The sequence below is a fragment of the Pseudonocardia xishanensis genome, assembly GCF_039541715.1.
Classification (GTDB): domain Bacteria; phylum Actinomycetota; class Actinomycetes; order Mycobacteriales; family Pseudonocardiaceae; genus Pseudonocardia; species Pseudonocardia xishanensis.
Window position 1 is genome coordinate 175,123 of the sequence record NZ_BAABGT010000038.1, and the last position, 15,158, is coordinate 190,280.

The 15,158-nt window shown below is 73.4% G+C and carries 17 protein-coding genes; 12 read left to right on the forward strand and 5 right to left on the reverse strand.

Annotation, left to right across the window (positions count from 1 at the left end; genetic code table 11):
- The first annotated feature begins 65 nt into the window (after positions 1-65).
- The 3 genes from tsaB to tsaD are packed head-to-tail and all read left to right on the forward strand — an operon-like array spanning position 66 to position 2,211.
- Entirely contained in the window at positions 66-725 is a 660-nt protein-coding gene (gene tsaB / locus ABD993_RS17000; RefSeq protein WP_345418798.1) for a tRNA (adenosine(37)-N6)-threonylcarbamoyltransferase complex dimerization subunit type 1 TsaB, read from the forward strand.
- Complete coding sequence (rimI, locus tag ABD993_RS17005; protein WP_345418801.1) at positions 722-1,168, forward strand: ribosomal protein S18-alanine N-acetyltransferase; 447 nt, start codon at positions 722-724, stop codon at positions 1,166-1,168. The genes tsaB and rimI overlap by 4 nt, the downstream gene beginning before the upstream one ends.
- A gap of 56 nt (positions 1,169-1,224) precedes the next feature.
- Entirely contained in the window at positions 1,225-2,211 is a 987-nt protein-coding gene (gene tsaD / locus ABD993_RS17010; RefSeq protein ID WP_425569028.1) for a tRNA (adenosine(37)-N6)-threonylcarbamoyltransferase complex transferase subunit TsaD, read from the forward strand.
- Between the two features lie 70 nt (positions 2,212-2,281).
- On the opposite strand, the gene ABD993_RS17015 is transcribed toward tsaD, so the two are convergent.
- The 3 genes from ABD993_RS17015 to ABD993_RS17025 form a co-directional block, all read right to left on the reverse strand.
- Positions 2,282-3,106: an ArsR/SmtB family transcription factor gene (locus ABD993_RS17015; RefSeq protein WP_345418807.1), complete on the reverse strand. Its 825-nt coding sequence runs from the start codon at positions 3,104-3,106 to the stop codon at positions 2,282-2,284.
- A gap of 44 nt (positions 3,107-3,150) precedes the next feature.
- On the reverse strand, positions 3,151-3,771 hold the full coding sequence (locus tag ABD993_RS17020) for a TetR/AcrR family transcriptional regulator (RefSeq protein WP_345418810.1): 621 nt from the start codon (positions 3,769-3,771) through the stop codon (positions 3,151-3,153).
- A gap of 97 nt (positions 3,772-3,868) precedes the next feature.
- Positions 3,869-4,795 carry an aldo/keto reductase gene (locus tag ABD993_RS17025; protein WP_345418813.1) on the reverse strand — a complete coding sequence of 309 codons (927 nt, stop codon included), beginning with the start codon at positions 4,793-4,795 and terminating at the stop codon, positions 3,869-3,871.
- 164 nt (positions 4,796-4,959) lie between these two features.
- On the opposite strand from ABD993_RS17025, the gene groES reads away from it, so the two are divergent.
- The gene (groES, locus tag ABD993_RS17030) at positions 4,960-5,250 is read left to right on the forward strand and encodes a co-chaperone GroES (protein WP_013677399.1); all 291 of its coding nucleotides are present in this window, start codon (positions 4,960-4,962) and stop codon (positions 5,248-5,250) included.
- A 75-nt stretch (positions 5,251-5,325) separates the two neighbouring features.
- Positions 5,326-6,942, forward strand: coding sequence for a chaperonin GroEL (gene groL, locus ABD993_RS17035; protein ID WP_345418816.1), 1,617 nt, complete (start codon positions 5,326-5,328; stop codon positions 6,940-6,942).
- Positions 6,943-7,024: 82 nt separating this feature from the next.
- Here groL and ABD993_RS17040 read toward each other — a convergent pair whose 3' ends face one another.
- Positions 7,025-7,345, reverse strand: coding sequence for a WhiB family transcriptional regulator (locus ABD993_RS17040; protein ID WP_345418819.1), 321 nt, complete (start codon positions 7,343-7,345; stop codon positions 7,025-7,027).
- 141 nt (positions 7,346-7,486) lie between these two features.
- Here ABD993_RS17040 and ABD993_RS17045 point away from each other — a divergent pair, with 141 nt between their 5' ends.
- From ABD993_RS17045 to ABD993_RS17070, 6 genes are all read left to right on the forward strand, one after another.
- Entirely contained in the window at positions 7,487-8,521 is a 1,035-nt protein-coding gene (locus ABD993_RS17045; protein ID WP_345418822.1) for a MerR family transcriptional regulator, read from the forward strand.
- 36 nt (positions 8,522-8,557) lie between these two features.
- Positions 8,558-8,686, forward strand: coding sequence for a hypothetical protein (locus tag ABD993_RS17050; RefSeq protein WP_345418825.1), 129 nt, complete (start codon positions 8,558-8,560; stop codon positions 8,684-8,686).
- Between the two features lie 158 nt (positions 8,687-8,844).
- Entirely contained in the window at positions 8,845-9,735 is an 891-nt protein-coding gene (locus tag ABD993_RS17055) for a hypothetical protein (protein WP_345418828.1), read from the forward strand.
- 166 nt (positions 9,736-9,901) lie between these two features.
- The gene (locus ABD993_RS17060) at positions 9,902-10,498 is read left to right on the forward strand and encodes a response regulator transcription factor (protein WP_013677394.1); all 597 of its coding nucleotides are present in this window, start codon (positions 9,902-9,904) and stop codon (positions 10,496-10,498) included.
- Between the two features lie 734 nt (positions 10,499-11,232).
- On the forward strand, positions 11,233-11,805 hold the full coding sequence (locus tag ABD993_RS17065; protein WP_345418833.1) for a sigma-70 family RNA polymerase sigma factor: 573 nt from the start codon (positions 11,233-11,235) through the stop codon (positions 11,803-11,805).
- The gene (locus tag ABD993_RS17070; RefSeq protein WP_345418835.1) at positions 11,806-12,981 is read left to right on the forward strand and encodes an anti-sigma-D factor RsdA; all 1,176 of its coding nucleotides are present in this window, start codon (positions 11,806-11,808) and stop codon (positions 12,979-12,981) included. It abuts the gene before it with no gap.
- Between the two features lie 66 nt (positions 12,982-13,047).
- Here the strand turns inward: ABD993_RS17070 and ABD993_RS17075 are convergent, their stop codons facing one another.
- A complete protein-coding gene (locus ABD993_RS17075; protein WP_425569026.1) occupies positions 13,048-13,425 on the reverse strand; it encodes a DUF5319 domain-containing protein in 378 nt (125 codons plus the stop codon).
- Between the two features lie 209 nt (positions 13,426-13,634).
- On the opposite strand from ABD993_RS17075, the gene guaB reads away from it, so the two are divergent.
- Positions 13,635-15,140 carry an IMP dehydrogenase gene (guaB, locus tag ABD993_RS17080; protein WP_345418839.1) on the forward strand — a complete coding sequence of 502 codons (1,506 nt, stop codon included), beginning with the start codon at positions 13,635-13,637 and terminating at the stop codon, positions 15,138-15,140.
- Positions 15,141-15,158 lie beyond the last annotated feature (18 nt).

Consider the following 15,158-nt stretch of genomic DNA (forward strand, 5'->3'; position numbering starts at 1 on the left):
TCGCACTCGCGGGTCGGGAGCGGGGGACCCGTGGGGGCTCGGGGTGGGGCTCGTAGGCTCCGGGGGTGCTCGTCTTGGCCCTGGACACCTCCACCCCCGCCGTCACCGCCGGGGTGGTGCGGGACGGGGTGCTGCTCGCGGAGCGGGTCACACAGGACGGGCGCAAGCACGGTGAGCTGCTCATGCCCGGCGTCCAGGCCGCCTGCGCCGAGGCGGGGGTCCGGCTGCCCGAGCTGGACGCGATCGTCGTCGGGGCGGGGCCCGGGCCCTTCACCGGGCTGCGGGTCGGCATGGTCACCGCGGCCGCGCTCGGGGACGCCCTCGGCGTCCCGGTGCACGGCGTCTGCTCGCTGGACGCGATCGCGGCCGTGACCCCGTGCGAGGGGAACCTGCTGGTCGCGACGGACGCGCGGCGTCGAGAGGTCTACTGGGCGGCCTACGACGGCCCCGAGGCCCACGACGGAGCGGGCGAGGGCGTCCGCAGGCTCACCGGCCCCCACGTCGGCGCGGCGGAGTCGATCGGGGTCGCGGACCTGCACGTCGTGGCCGCCGCCGGGACGATGGCCGACCGTTTCGGCCTCCCCGTCGCCGGGCCCGCGACGCCGACCCCGCTCGGGCTGGTCGCCGTGGCCGCGCTGCACGGCGTCCCCGGCCCGTTGGAGCCGCTCTACCTGCGCCGACCCGACGCCGTCCCGCCGGGGGAGCGGAAGAAGGTCACCCCGTGATCGGCCCCCTCTACCGCGCCGACGCCGCCCGCTGCGCCGAGCTCGAGAAGATCCTCTTCCCGGGCGACGACCCGTGGTCGGCCCAGGCCTTCCGGGACGAGGTCTCCCGCGGCCTGCCGTACTTCGCGGCCCGGGTGGACGACGAGCTCGTCGGGTACGCCGGGCTGGGCTTCACCGCGGGCCCGCCGCAGGCCGAGGCGGAGGTGCACACGATCGGCGTCGACCCGGCGTATCAGGGCAAGGGGATCGGCAAGGCGCTGCTCGCGGCCCTGCTGGACACCGCGGACGAGGTCCACGCGACGGTGTTCCTCGAGGTCCGGACGGACAACGAGCCCGCGATCGGGCTGTACGAGAAGGCCGGGTTCGCCACGGTCGGGCTGCGCAAGCGCTACTACCGACCGAGCATGGCGGACGCCTACACGATGAAGAGGGACCCGCGGTGAGCATCGTCCTGGGCATCGAGACCTCCTGCGACGAGACCGGGGTCGGGATCGTCCGGATGCCGGACTCCGGCGTCCCGGAGCTGCTGGCGAACGAGATCGCCTCCAGTGTGGAGGAGCACGCCCGGTTCGGCGGCGTCGTGCCCGAGGTGGCGTCCCGCGCCCACCTCCAGGCGATGGTCCCGGCCGTGCACCGCGCGCTCGCGAAGGCGGGCCTCACGGGTTCCGCTGTGGACGCCGTCGCCGTCACCGCGGGCCCCGGCCTCGCCGGCGCGCTGCTCGTCGGGGTCGCGGCGGCGAAGGCCTACGCCGCGGCCTGGGACGTCCCGTTGTTCGGGGTGAACCACCTGGCCGCGCACGTCGCCGTCGACACCGTGCAGCACGGCCCGCTGCCGCCCGCGCTCGCGCTGCTCGTCTCCGGCGGCCACTCCAGCCTGCTCGCGGTGCCGGACCTCGCAGGCCCGGTCACCCCGCTCGGCGCCACGATCGACGACGCCGCGGGCGAGGCCTTCGACAAGGTCGCGCGGCTGCTCGGCCTCCCGTTCCCCGGCGGGCCGTGGATCGACAAGGCGGCGAAGGACGGCGACCGGACCGCGATCCGCTTCCCGCGCGGCCTCACCGGGCCCCGGGACTCCCGGCACGACTTCTCCTTCTCCGGCCTGAAGACCGCGGTGGCCCGGTACGTCGAGTCGCTGGACGGCGAGATCCCGGTCGCGGACGTCGCGGCGAGCTTCCAGGAGGCCGTCACGGACGTGCTGACGATGAAGACGGTCCGCGCCGCGCAGGAGTTCGGGATGGACACCGTGCTCCTGGGGGGCGGGGTCGCGGCCAACTCGCGGCTCCGGGAGATGGCCGAGGAGCGCTGCACCGCGGCGGGTCTGCGGCTGCGCGTCCCCCGCCCGGGCCTCTGCACGGACAACGGTGCCATGGTGGCGGCGCTCGGCGCCCATCTCGTCCACACCGGCGCCACACCCTCCGACCTGGGGATTCCCGCCGACTCCAGCATGCCGGTCACGGAGATCGTCGTGGCGGGGGCGGCGCGGTAACGGAGACGTTCGTCGTCTCGCCGGTCCTCGCCGGGACCGACGCGATGGCGGCCTGCGGTGCGGGGAGATGTCACGGGACCCGGTGGTCGAGGTCTGCGACGGGCTGGTCCCCGAGCTGCAGCGCCGCGGCCGCACCCGCTACGCGCACCCGACCTTGCGGGAGAATCCGGTGGCCTTCCGACCGCGCAGGAGCACCGAAGGTGCGGTCCAGGGCGGCGGGATCGGCCAGGATGACGGCCCGGTCGTTCGGGGCGCGGCGGATCCAGCCCAGCTCGACGAGCCGGGTGAGGATCCCCGCGCCCGCGGAGCCGGAGAGGTGGTGGGCCTGCTCGGTCCAGTCCACGCAGTACCGCACCGCCCGGCGGCCGGGGGTGAGGCGGACGCCGAACTCGTCCAGCCAGGCGTCCCCGGCCGGGGTGAAGCGGTAGTCCACGTCCTGGCCGAACCCGACGGGCGGGTCCGCCGGGTCCCGCCGCCCGTCGCCGCCGGTGAGCAGGCCGGCCGCGAGCAGGTGGCGCATGATCCCGACGCCGAGCTCGCCCGCGAGGTGGTCGTAGCAGGTGCGGGCCCGGCGCAGGGCCCGGGCGCGGGTGCCGTCGCGCAGCGAGGTGACCGGGCGCGGCGGGGCGAGGGCGACCATCGCCTCCAGCAGCCGCCCCACGTGCGGGCCCGCCAGCCGGTGGAAGCGGTGGCGGCCGTGGGCCTCGACCACGACCAACCCGCCCTCGCGGAGCTTGGCCAGGTGGCTGCTCGCGGTGGCCGCGCTGATCCCCGCCTCGGCGGCGAGCCTGCTCGCGGGCAGCGCGCGGCCGTCGGCGAGCGCGAGCAGGATGCGGCAGCGGCGCTCGTCGCCGAGCAGCGCACCGACCGCGGCGATGTCGGCGTCTCCGGGCACGGGACCGAGGCTAGGCCGGGGACGGTTCGATCGCCGCCGAACCGTCAGGCGCAGACGACGTGGCTCAGGAGGTGGCGAGCGCCCGCGCGGAGGTCGTCGAGGGCGAGCTCGCTGCCGGCGAGGTGGCGCAGCAGGGCCTGCTGGAACAGGCCGTCGAAGGTCGCGTAGGCCATGGCGGAGGAGCAGGTGGGCTCCTCGCCGGAGAGCTCCGCGTACCGGGCGACGATGCGCCAGACCATCCGCTCGAGGCTCTCGTCGATCTCCGCGACGTCCGAGCGGAAGGACTCCTCGAACAGTGACTGCGAGCGCAGGTCGTACCAGAGCCGGTGCATCAGCGCGTCCTCCCGGCACGTGATGGCCAGGCCCTCGGCGAACCCCTCCGCGAGGCCCTCCGGTGTGTCCGAGTCGCTGACGATCGCGTCGTACCGCTGTACGCAGACCGCCTTGTACTGCCGGACGCAGTACATGATCAGCTCCACCTTGTCGGTGAAGTAGTAGTGCAGCGTGCCGTGGCTGAACTCCGTGTTCTGCGCGATCTCCCGCAGGCTGGTGCGGGCGTAGCCCCGCTCGGACAGCGTCTGCAGCGCGCCTGCGGCGAGCTCGCGGCGGCGCTGCTCGAACTTGTCGACCTGGCGCTTCGAGACGCGGTCGGCAGCGGTGGTCACACGGACGAGGGTAGCGGACTGACCGGGTGTCCAGGGAAGTCTTGACGAGCGTCCAGGCCCGGTCTCGGCCGCGACCGGCACAGGATGCGCAGGTCGGCTAGCTCGAGACGTGGGAGAGGAGGCGGAGCTCGTCGTCGGTCAGCCGCAGGGTGAGCATGGGCAGGATGCCCGCCAGCTGCTCGACGGTCCGGGCGCTGGCGATCGGGGCCGTGACCGAGGGCTGGGCGGCCAGCCAGGCCAACGCGACGGCGGCCTGGGTGGTCTCGTGGCCCGCCGCGATCTCGTCCAGGACGGCCAGGACGGCGGGTCCTCGGGGATCGTCCAGGTACGCCGACGCGCCCGCCGCGCGGACGCTGTCCACCGCGGCACCGCGGTACTTGCCGGTCAGGAACCCCGCCGCCAGACCGTAGTAGGGGAAGGAGGCCAGGCCCTCCGACTCGAGCAGGGGGGCGAGAGCGGCCTCGTACTCCGCGCGCTCCATCAGGTTGTAGTGCGGCTGCAGCGCCGAGTACCGCGCGAGCCCGTCCCGGTCGGAGATCTCCAGCGCGCTGCGCAGCCGCTCCGCGGAGAAGTTCGACGCCGCGACCGCCCGCACCTTGCCCTCGCGGACGAGGGCGTCGAAGGCGTCGAGCGTCTCCTCCTGCGCGGTGTCCGGGTCGTCCTTGTGGGCGTAGTAGAGGTCGATGCGGTCGGTGCGCAGCCTGCGCAGCGAGTCCTCGCAGGCGGCCCTGATGTTCTCCCCGCCGAGTCCGGGTCGAGAGGGCAGGCTGCCGACCTTCGTCGCGATCACCATGCGGTCGCGGGTGCCGCGCGCGGCCATCCAGTCGCCGAGGATCGTCTCGGACTCGCCGCCGGAGTTCCCGGGGGTCCGCCACATGTACGAGTCGGCCGTGTCGATGAACGTTCCCTGCGCCTCGGCGAACGCGTCGAGGACGGCGAACGACTGCTCGGCGTCGGCGGACCAGCCGAAGACGTTGGCTCCCAGGCAGAGGCCGGAGACCTCGATTCCCGCTACGGAAGGCATGGTCGAACTCTACGGTGGCGTGCCCGTTGAGGGTCTGGCACTCTCATGGGTAGAGTGCCAACGCACAGTTCAGGTCGGGTTGCCCCGGCACCCGCGACGGCGGGGCCCCTGGTCGGCTGTCAGTGGACACCTACCGACAGATCATCAGGAAAGGCGAGGTCAACGTGGCGAACATCAAGCCGCTCGAGGACAAGATCGTCGTCCAGGCCAGCGAGGCGGAGACCACCACGGCCTCCGGCATCGTCATCCCGGACACCGCCAAGGAGAAGCCCCAGGAGGGCAAGGTCCTTGCGGTCGGTCCGGGTCGGATCGACGACAACGGCAACCGCGTCCCGCTGGACGTGGCCGTGGGAGACGTCGTCATCTACTCGAAGTACGGCGGCACCGAGGTCAAGTACAACGGCGAGGAGTACCTGATCCTCTCCGCCCGCGACGTGCTCGCGGTCGTCAACTGACTTCACCGTGAAACCCGCCCCGGCGGCCCGCCAGGGCACCGGGGCGGTTCACTTTCGCAACCTGAGAGGCAGTAGATGGCGAAGCAGATCAGCTTCGACGAGGACACCCGCCGCGCGCTCGAGCGCGGCGTGAACCAGCTGGCCGACGCCGTGAAGGTGACGCTCGGCCCGCGCGGTCGGCACGTGGTCATCGACAAGAAGTTCGGTGGCCCGACCGTCACCAACGACGGCGTGACCATCGCCCGCGAGATCGACCTCGAGGACCCCTTCGAGAACCTCGGGGCCCAGCTGGCGAAGACCGTCGCGACCAAGACGAACGACGTCGCGGGCGACGGCACCACCACCGCCACCGTGCTCGCGCAGGCACTGGTCAAGGAGGGCCTGCGCAACGTCGCGGCCGGGGCCAACCCGACCGCGCTGGGCAAGGGCATCGCCGCCGCGGCCGACAAGGTCTCGGAGTGGCTGCTGTCCAAGGCCACCCCGGTCAACGGCGCCGAGCACATCGCGCAGGTCGGCACCATCGCCTCCCGCGAGGAGGAGATCGGCAGGCTCATCGCGGACGCGATCGGCTCCGTCGGCTCCGACGGCGTGATCACGGTCGAGGAGGGCTCCACGCTCTCCACTGAGCTGGAGATCACCGAGGGCCTGCAGTTCGACAAGGGCTACCTCTCGCCGTACTTCGTCACCGACGCGGAGAGCATGGAGGCCGTCCTGGAGGACGCCTACCTGCTGCTGCACCGGGACAAGATCGGCTCCATCCAGGACCTGCTCCCGCTGCTGGAGAAGGTGCTGGGCGAGGGCAAGCCGCTGCTGATCATCGCCGAGGACGTCGAGGGCGAGGCCCTGTCCACGCTGGTGGTCAACTCGATCCGCAAGACCGTCAAGGTCGCCGCGGTCAAGTCGCCGTTCTTCGGTGACCGCCGCAAGGCGTTCATGGACGACCTCGCGACCGCCACCGGCGGTCAGGTCATCAACCCGGAGGTCGGGCTCAAGCTGTCCGAGGCCGGGCTGGACCTGCTGGGCACCGCCCGGCGGGTGGTCGTCACCAAGGACGCCACGACGATCGTCGAGGGCGGCGGGTCGGCCGAGGACATCCAGGGCCGCATCGCCCAGATCAAGGCCGAGATCGAGACCACCGACTCGGACTGGGACCGCGAGAAGCTCCAGGAGCGGCTCGCGAAGCTGTCCGGCGGTGTCGCGGTGATCAAGGCCGGTGCCGCCACCGAGACCGCGCTCAAGGAGCGCAAGCACCGCATCGAGGACGCCGTCGCGGCGACCCGTGCGGCGGTCGAGGAGGGCATCGTCCCCGGCGGTGGCTCGGCGCTGGTCCAGGCCGCCGCCGCACTGGACGAGCTCACGCTCTCCGGTGACGAGGCGACCGGTGTCGCGATCGTCAAGCGGGCGCTGACCGCCCCGCTCTTCTGGATCGCCGCCAACGGTGGTCTCGAGGGCGCGGTCGTCACCGCCAAGGTCGCCGAGCAGCCGTGGGGCAGCGGGTTCAACGCCGCCACGCTCACCTACTCGGACCTGCTGGCCGACGGGGTCATCGACCCGGTCAAGGTCACGCGCAGCGCCGTGGTGAACGCCGCGTCGATCGCGCGGATGGTGCTCTCCACCGAGAGCGCCGTCGTCGACAAGCCCGAGGAGGCGCCCCCGGCGCCGGCCGCGGGCGGCCACGGGCACGGGCACTGACCCGAGTCCGGACGACACACGAGGGGCGGGTGGCCATCACGGCCACCCGCCCCTCGTCACTTCCCGGGGTGCTGCGCTCGGCTCAGGCCTGCGGTGCCACCGTCTGCCGACCGATCTTGAGCTTGCGGTCCCGCCCGCGGATCAGCGCGTCCCGCTCGTGCTCGCTCAGCCCGCCCCACACGCCGTAGGGCTCCTGCACCTCGAGGGCGTGCCTGCGGCACATCTCCAGGACCGGGCAGGTCGCACAGATCTCCTTGGCCCGCTGCTCCCGGTTGGCGCGCGCGGGCCCGCGCTCACCCTCCGGGTGGAAGAAGAAGCCGGAGTCCATGCCCCGGCACGATCCCTTCATCTGCCAGTCCCAGATGTCCGAGACCGGTCCCGGCAGGCGCCTGATGTCCGCCACTGTCACTCACCCCGTTCGAAGGACGTTCTCGCTCAGCACCGAGATGCCCACCCTAGAATCGCGCCAAACCTTGTTCAAGAGAATCGCGCCGAGCGGCGCGGCGGAGTTGCCGATGGGGCCGCGCACCCGGACGATGTGCCGGTGACCACGCAGCCGGAGTCCGACACGGCGTCGGATGCCCCGGCGGAGCCGTCCCCCACCGCCTTGTCCGTGGCCGCCGTCGCCCGCAGGCTGGGGATCGCGCCCGCCACGCTGCGCACCTGGGACCGGCGCTACGGGCTGGGGCCGTCGGCACACCGGCCGGGAGCGCACCGGCGCTACGGGCCCGAGGACGTGGCGCGGTTGGAGCTCATGCACCGCGAGCTCGTGCGCGGGGTCACCCCCGCCGAGGCGGCGCGGTCCGCCCTGGAGGCCACGCTCCCCGGGGCCGCCGCGCCCGAGCCCGCGCCGGAGGCGGCCGCGGAGGACGGCATGCCCGTGTTCGTCACGGGGTCCCCCGCGGACGACCTCGACGCCCGCGTCCGGGTCGGCGGCCGGGTGCTCCGGCTGCCGGGGGCGGGCAGGCGGGCCCGTGGGATCGGTCGCGCGGCGCTGGCCATGGACGCCGTCGCTGTCCGCAGGCTCGTGGACGAGGCCGTGACCGCCGAGGGGCTCGTCCGCACCTGGGACGAGGTGGTGCGCCCCGTGCTGGGCGCGGTGGCCGAGCGCTGGGCGTCGACCGGGGCCGGGGTGGAGATCGAGCACCTGGTCAGCGAGGCCGTGACCGCGGTGTTCGGCGCCCGCTCGCTCGCCGGTACCCGTCCCTCGTCGGACGCCCGGCCGGTGCTGCTCGCCGGGACACCGGGGGAGTACCACCACCTCCCGCTCGTGGCGCTGGCCGCGGTGCTGGCCGAACGCGGGGTCCCGCACCGCCCGCTCGGGCCGAACCTCCCGGTGGACGCCCTGGTCGCGGCCGTGCGGCGCACCGCGCCCGCCGCCGTGGTGCTCTGGGCGCAGGATCCGCGGACCGCCGACCTCGAGGTGTTCTCCGCCCTACCCCGTACCCGACCGCACCTGCGCTCGTTCGCAGCAGGGCCGGGTTGGCGCGAGCTGCCGCCCCGGGTCGGTCGGCTGGACTCGTTGACGAGCGCCGCGGACGCGCTGGCGACCCTCTTGGCTGTCCCCCACAAGCACTAGCCCATGTGGGGCTGAGACCTGAAGGTCGACCCCCACATGGACCACAACCCGTTCGAGGCTGCGGCGATCGGCGCCACGCCCGGCGTGTCGGTCGTCGGGGCCCGCCGAACGGGGCCGACCGCGCGCTGGACGGCAGCCGTCGCCCTCGGCGGACAGGGGCGCTAGGCCGCCGCGGCGGCCCTCATCGAGGACCTCGTGCGGGATCCGGCCACGCCCGTCGCGACCCGGTCGCACGCCCTCGTCACGCGTGCGTCGCACGTGCGCCGGCAGGGTGGGCACGGGCTCGCCGCGGCACTCGACGGGCGGGCGCTCGCACTCGTGGCGTGGGCGCGGGGCGCTCGGGTCCACTGCTCGATCCGGGTGCGGGCTCCCGTCCCACGGACGGTCCTGCCCCGACCGTCGGTCCCGCCGCGGACCTCTGCGGAGACCAGCGCTCGGCGGCGGTGGACGCGCTCGTCGGGTTGGCCGCGGACGCGCTCTGCGGTGCCGACCTCCGGCGCTCGGACATGCTCCTGAGCAGGGCGGACGTGGTCCTCGGGGAGGCGGAGCGGTGGCGCCCGCGGGTCCGCCTGCAGTGGGTCCGCGCGGAGCCCGCGCTCGCCCGCGGCGAGCTCGACCGGGCCCGCACTGCGGCCGCCGCGGCGGTGGCGGGCTCCGCCTCCGCAGGCTCGAACCGCCACCTCCTCGAGTCCCGTCTGCTCGCCGCGGTGGTCTCGGCGGTGGCGGCCCGGCGCCCCGCGGCCGACCCCGACGCACTCGCGGTCGCCCTCGTCGACCTGGACACCCTCGCCGCCGAGACGTCCGACGCGGGCCTGCTCCCGCTCTCCCGGGCCGCCCTGCCGGCCGCCGCGGACACCGCCGACACGCTCCGCTCCGTCCGGCTCCGCGCGGCGCCACCGCCGACGGCCGCCCCGACCACGGCGTCACCGCCGGAGTCGAACCCTCCCCCGTCAGTGATCGTTGGCGAGGGGGTGGACAACGGTCCGCCCGCGGGTTCGGGGCAACCGTCCGACCGTCCGATCGGGTCCCCGGGGCACCACGATCGGCGCCAGGGAGGGATGCGTGGAGCGGTGAACGGTGCGCCGAACGACGCGCCACACCGACGACACGCCGCCGGTCTTGCGCTGAGCGTGATCCGTGCCCGGTCCGAGACCGTGGGACGGCGCCCGATGGGGGAGTGGGAACAGGAGCCTGAGAGGCTCGCGGTAACGTAATTACTCCATTCGGTCTCTAGTCACCCACATGACGAGTGCCACTCGGCGCAAGGGTCTCGAATGGAGGGCACAAAAACGCCCTGATCGTGTCAAGGTGATCCGGTCACTCGCCGATGCGGAGGGTGACACATCACCCGGCTGCAGGAAGCTGCAGGAAGGAATCGTCGTGACGACGGTACTCATCTGCGACGATCGTCGCAGCGTCCGCGAAGGTCTCACCCGCGTGATGTCCGCGGTGCCGGGGGTGCACCGGATCGATTGCGTCGCCCACGGGGACGAGTTGCTGGCCCGGTTCTCCCGGCAGCCGGTCGACGTCGTCCTGGTCGGCACCCAGCGTGCGGTGCCCACCGGTGTGGAGGCGACCAGGCGACTGGTCGCGGCCCACCCCCAGGCGAACGTCATCGTGTTCGGAGCCCCGGACGACGCGGGCAGCATCGCCGCGGCCATCGCGGGCGGCGCCCGCGGCTACCTCCGCTGGGACGCCTCGCGCCCCGAGCTGGTGGCCGCGCTCGCGCACACCCTCGCCTCCACCGCGGTGCCCACGCCGCGGACCCCGGCCGACCCGGGCGTGCAGCTCACGGAGCGCGAGCTCCAGGTGCTGCGCGGGATGAGCCAGGGGAAGAGCAACGGCCAGATCGGCCGCGAGCTCTACCTGTCCGAGGACACGGTCAAGACGCACGCGCGTCGGCTGTTCCGCAAGCTCGGCGTGCGCGACCGCGCCCAGGCGGTGGCCCACGGCTTCCGTCGCGGCCTGGTCTCCTAGAGGGGGCGCCTCGGCGACTCCGCCGGACCGGATGGTCCGGTGGCGGACGCACACGGCTCCATGAGCAGGTGTGGCCCGTGAGCCGCCGATGGAGAGGACGGGCTGCCCCCGGCCCGCCCCCTGCCGATCCGGCGGGAGGACGCCTCTCCGGTACGACCGCACGTCCGTCGCGTTGTCCGCGCCCCACCCGGAACGGCGCATCGACACCCGACGCACCGGCACGACGCACGACGCACCACGCGCGCAGGGTCCCCGGCCTGCCGCGCACGATCCTTCCGCCCCGCGGCCCGGACCGGGCCGGGGGCGGCTCCGCGACGGCCACGCCTCGCTCGGCCCGATCTTCGCCCGTGTCACATCCCCGTCATCCCGGCGTCACCGGGTGACCGGCGGCGACCGGGCCCGCCGACCGCTCGCGGCTGCACAGCGTGACCGAACGCCGCGACGGCGTGTCCGACGTGATCGACTCGACCGAATGGGTTCCGCTCACCCTCCGCCGACCCGTCACCCCGTCGGTCGACCGCTCGCCGACGAGGCCCGACACATCGGCGTCCCCTCGCCTACGGACCGCAACTCCCGTGCCGTCCCGTCGTCGTGACCGGTGAGAGCGGTTCCCGGATGCATACGAGGCTTCGCTACGGTGGTCGGCACTGAGGTCGATTCAGCACTCTCCGTAGTCGCCCTCACCGAACGGATGAAGACGAACATGCTGCGTAACGCCTGGACGACTCTGCGCGATGAGTGAACCGACAGACGTTCTCGACGAGCTGGTGGCATCTGCCATGGCAGGTGACCGCGGAGCGGTCGAACGTGTACTGGCCACCATCCGGCCCTTGGTCGTGCGCTACTGCCGCGCGCGGCTGGGACGGATGGACCGGTCGTCCGTCTCGGCGGACGACGTCGCGCAGGAGGTGTGTCTGGCCGTGCTGACGGCCTTGCCCGGTTATCGCGTACAGGGACGTCCGTTCCTGGCCTTCGTCTACGGCATCGCGTCGCACAAGGTGATCGACGCACACCGTGCCGCGGGTCGGAACCGGTCCGAACCGGTGGCGGACGTCCCGGACTCCATCGAGGTCGGCGACGGCCCCGAACAGCGGGCGCTTCGTGTGGAGCTGTCCGAACAGATGTCTCGCCTGCTCGACCAGCTCCCCGAGAAGCAGCGCGAGATCATCGTCCTCCGCGTGGTCGTCGGACTCAGTGCGGAGGAGACTGCGGATGCGGTCGGGTCGACACCCGGCGCGGTCCGCGTGGCCCAGCACCGGGCACTGGCCCGGCTGCGCAAGAACATGCCCGAAGAGGAGGTGGTCTGAGTGAGCGACCCGCGCAACCCCGGTGGCCCCGACCACCCGTTCGGCAAGCCCCGCCCCCACGGGAGCAACGGCAACGGCCGCCACCGCAACGGCGGCAGCGGACCCCACGGCGTGCCCAACCGCCCCATCCCGTTCCCGGTGGGCGGCAGGCCGGGCCGCGTCGAGGAGGACGAGTACGCGGACGAGCCGCTGGACCTCGTCGCCGTCCAGGCGGACGACGAGCTGATCAACGCGCTGTCCGCGGGGATGACCGTCTCCGCCCCCGGCAGGCACGGCTACGACGCGGACGACAAGGTCGTCGCGATGCTGGCGGCCTGGAAGGCCGAGGTGGACGCCGAGCCGCTGCCACAGCTCCTCGACCTCGACACGGCCGTCGCGGCGGTGGAGTCCGGCTCCCCCCGCAAGGTCTCGAACCGTCGTCGGCACCTGATCCCGCTGGCAGGCGCGGCGGCGCTGCTGGTCTTCAGCATCGCCGGTGTGTCGATCGGCGCGCAGGGCGCCGACCCGGGGGACGCGCTCTTCCCGGTCACCCAGGTCCTCTACAAGGACGCGGCGAACTCGAAGGTCGCCGCCGCCGAGGTCAAGTCCAAGATCCAGCAGGTGAACGCCAAGCTGGCCTCCGGGGACGCCGCGGGCGCGCAGCAGGACCTCGCGGCCCTGGCGCCGCTGCTGGAGCAGGTCCGGCCGGAGGAGGGCAAGACCTACCTCGCGGCCGAGCAGACCTTCCTGCAGCAGAAGGCGGTCGAGACGCCCCAGGGCGTCCCGACGGACCCGCGCGCCCCGCTGCGCAACGGCACCCCGCGGCCGGTCCCGCCGCCGGATGTGACGGAGGGGAAGCCGGACCCGTCCGGGACCACCTCGACCACCCCGTCGTCGACCGAGCCCGACCCGAGCTCGGTCTCGACCGTGCCCGGCGGTGGCCCGGGGGGCGGCGCGGGCGGCAAGGGCCCGGACGTCAACACGCTCAGGGCCCCCGGCGAGCCGAGCACCGGTGCGCCCACCTCGCCTGCCCCGTCCACGTCGGTCAGCCCGCCCCCGGGTCCCACGACCGAGGGGGCCCAGGAGGGTCCGACCGGCACCACCACGACGACGACCCCGCCGCCCGGGACGACCACCACGTCCATGGGGCCGACGGAGACGACGACCGCGGAGTCCAGCACCACCACCGCGAGCTGAGCCTCGGCGAACGGCAGGGCCCCCGAGCGATCCGCTCGGGGGCCTTCCTGTCGAGTGGGGGAGGGGTCAGTCCTCGCCGAGCGCCGCGTCGGCGAAGCCGCGGCAGTAGTCCCAGGTCACGTAATGCGCGGGGTCCGGGTCGAAGGCGGGCTCGTGCGGGCGCATCTGCCCCTCGTCCAGTAGCTGCTGCAGGCTCGCGCGCAGCAGGTTCCACTCGTGGAAGTGCTGCTCGCCGCAGTCGGCGCAGTCGACGAGGATGCCGCGGATCCCGCGGTGCTCCAGGAGGGCCTGGTAGACGGCGAGGTCGGCGAGGTCGGCCACGACCTCCTCGCGTTCGTCCTCGGTCAGCTCGTCGTGCTCCTCGGACCCACCCTCCTCGAGCGAGAGGGCAGGGTCGTAGGGATCTCCCGCGAAGGGATCGGGGGGCAGACCGTCGAACGCCACGTGCACACGGTACCGCGTCGGCGCCGGTATCCACCGCTCCACCCACAGGCCTGTGGACAACTCACACTCCTGTGGACAGCCGCCCCGCCCGCGGGTGTGGTGGGCGACTCCCTGGCCGGTCGTTCCGCGCGGATACGATGGACTCCTGTACGACGCCCGGGTCCCCCGCGGCCGGGTGTCAGACGTCGGTGAAGGGTGCACGACCAGCCATGACGAGCGAGACCACCGGACTGCCGCCGAAGTTCGCGATGCTCGGCCTGACCTTCGACGACGTGCTGCTGCTCCCCGCGGAGTCCGACGTCGTCCCGTCGGCCGTGGACACCTCCACCCAGCTCTCCCGCCGCGTGCGCATCCGGGTCCCGCTGGTGTCCTCGCCGATGGACACCGTCACCGAGGCGCGGATGGCGATCGCCATGGCCCGCGCGGGCGGGCTCGGCGTGCTGCACCGCAACCTCTCCGCGGAGGAGCAGGCGACCCAGGTGGAGGTGGTCAAGCGCTCCGAGGCGGGCATGGTCACCGACCCCGTCACCTGCTCGCCGGACGCCACCCTCGCCGAGGTGGACGCGCTCTGCGGCAAGTACCGCATCTCCGGGCTCCCGGTCACGGACGCGGACGGCAAGCTCGTCGGGATCATCACCAACCGGGACATGCGGTTCGAGGTGGACTTCGACCGCCCCGTGCACGAGGTGATGACGAAGGCCCCGCTGATCACCGCCCGCGTCGGGGTCACCGCGGAGGCCTCGCTCGGCCTGCTGCGCAGGCACAAGCTGGAGAAGCTCCCGATCATCGACGGGGACGGCGTGCTCCGCGGCCTGATCACGATCAAGGACTTCAACAAGACCGAGAAGTACCCGCTGGCCACGAAGGACCCGGACGGCAGGCTGATCGTGGGCGCCGCGGTCGGCGTCGGCGAGGACGCGTACGCCCGGGCGATGGGCCTGGTCGAGGCCGGGGTGGACGTGCTGATGGTGGACACCGCGCACGGCCACTCCCGGCGCGTGCTGGAGACCGTCGCGAAGCTGCGGGCCGAGGTGGGCGAGTCGGTGGACGTCGTCGGCGGGAACGTCGCCACGTACGCGGGCGCGCTGGCGCTGGTCGAGGCCGGCGCGGACGCGGTGAAGGTCGGTGTCGGGCCGGGCTCCATCTGCACCACCCGCGTGGTCGCGGGCGTCGGCGCCCCGCAGATCACCGCGGTCTACGAGGCCTCCCGGGCCTGCGCGCCGGCGGGCGTGCCGGTGATCGCGGACGGCGGGATCCAGTACTCCGGGGACATCTCGAAGGCCATCGCCGCCGGGGCGTCGACGGTGATGCTGGGCAGCCTGCTGGCGGGCACCGCGGAGTCGCCGGGCCAGCTGATCTTCGTCGGCGGCAAGCAGTTCAAGACCTACCGCGGCATGGGATCGCTGGGCGCCATGCAGTCCCGCGGGGACGCCAAGTCGTACTCGAAGGACCGGTACGCACAAGACGACGTACTCAGCGAGGACAAGCTGGTCCCCGAGGGAATCGAGGGCCGCATCCCGTTCCGCGGGCCGCTGCAGAGCGTGGTCCACCAGCTCGTCGGCGGGCTGCGGTCCGGGATGGGCTACGCGGGTGCGCAGACGATCCCCGAGCTGCAGCAGGCACAGCTGGTCCGGATCACCGCGGCCGGGCTCAAGGAGAGCCACCCGCACGACATCACCATGACGGTCGAGGCACCGAACTACGCCGCACGGTGAGGGGATAGGGTCATGCAA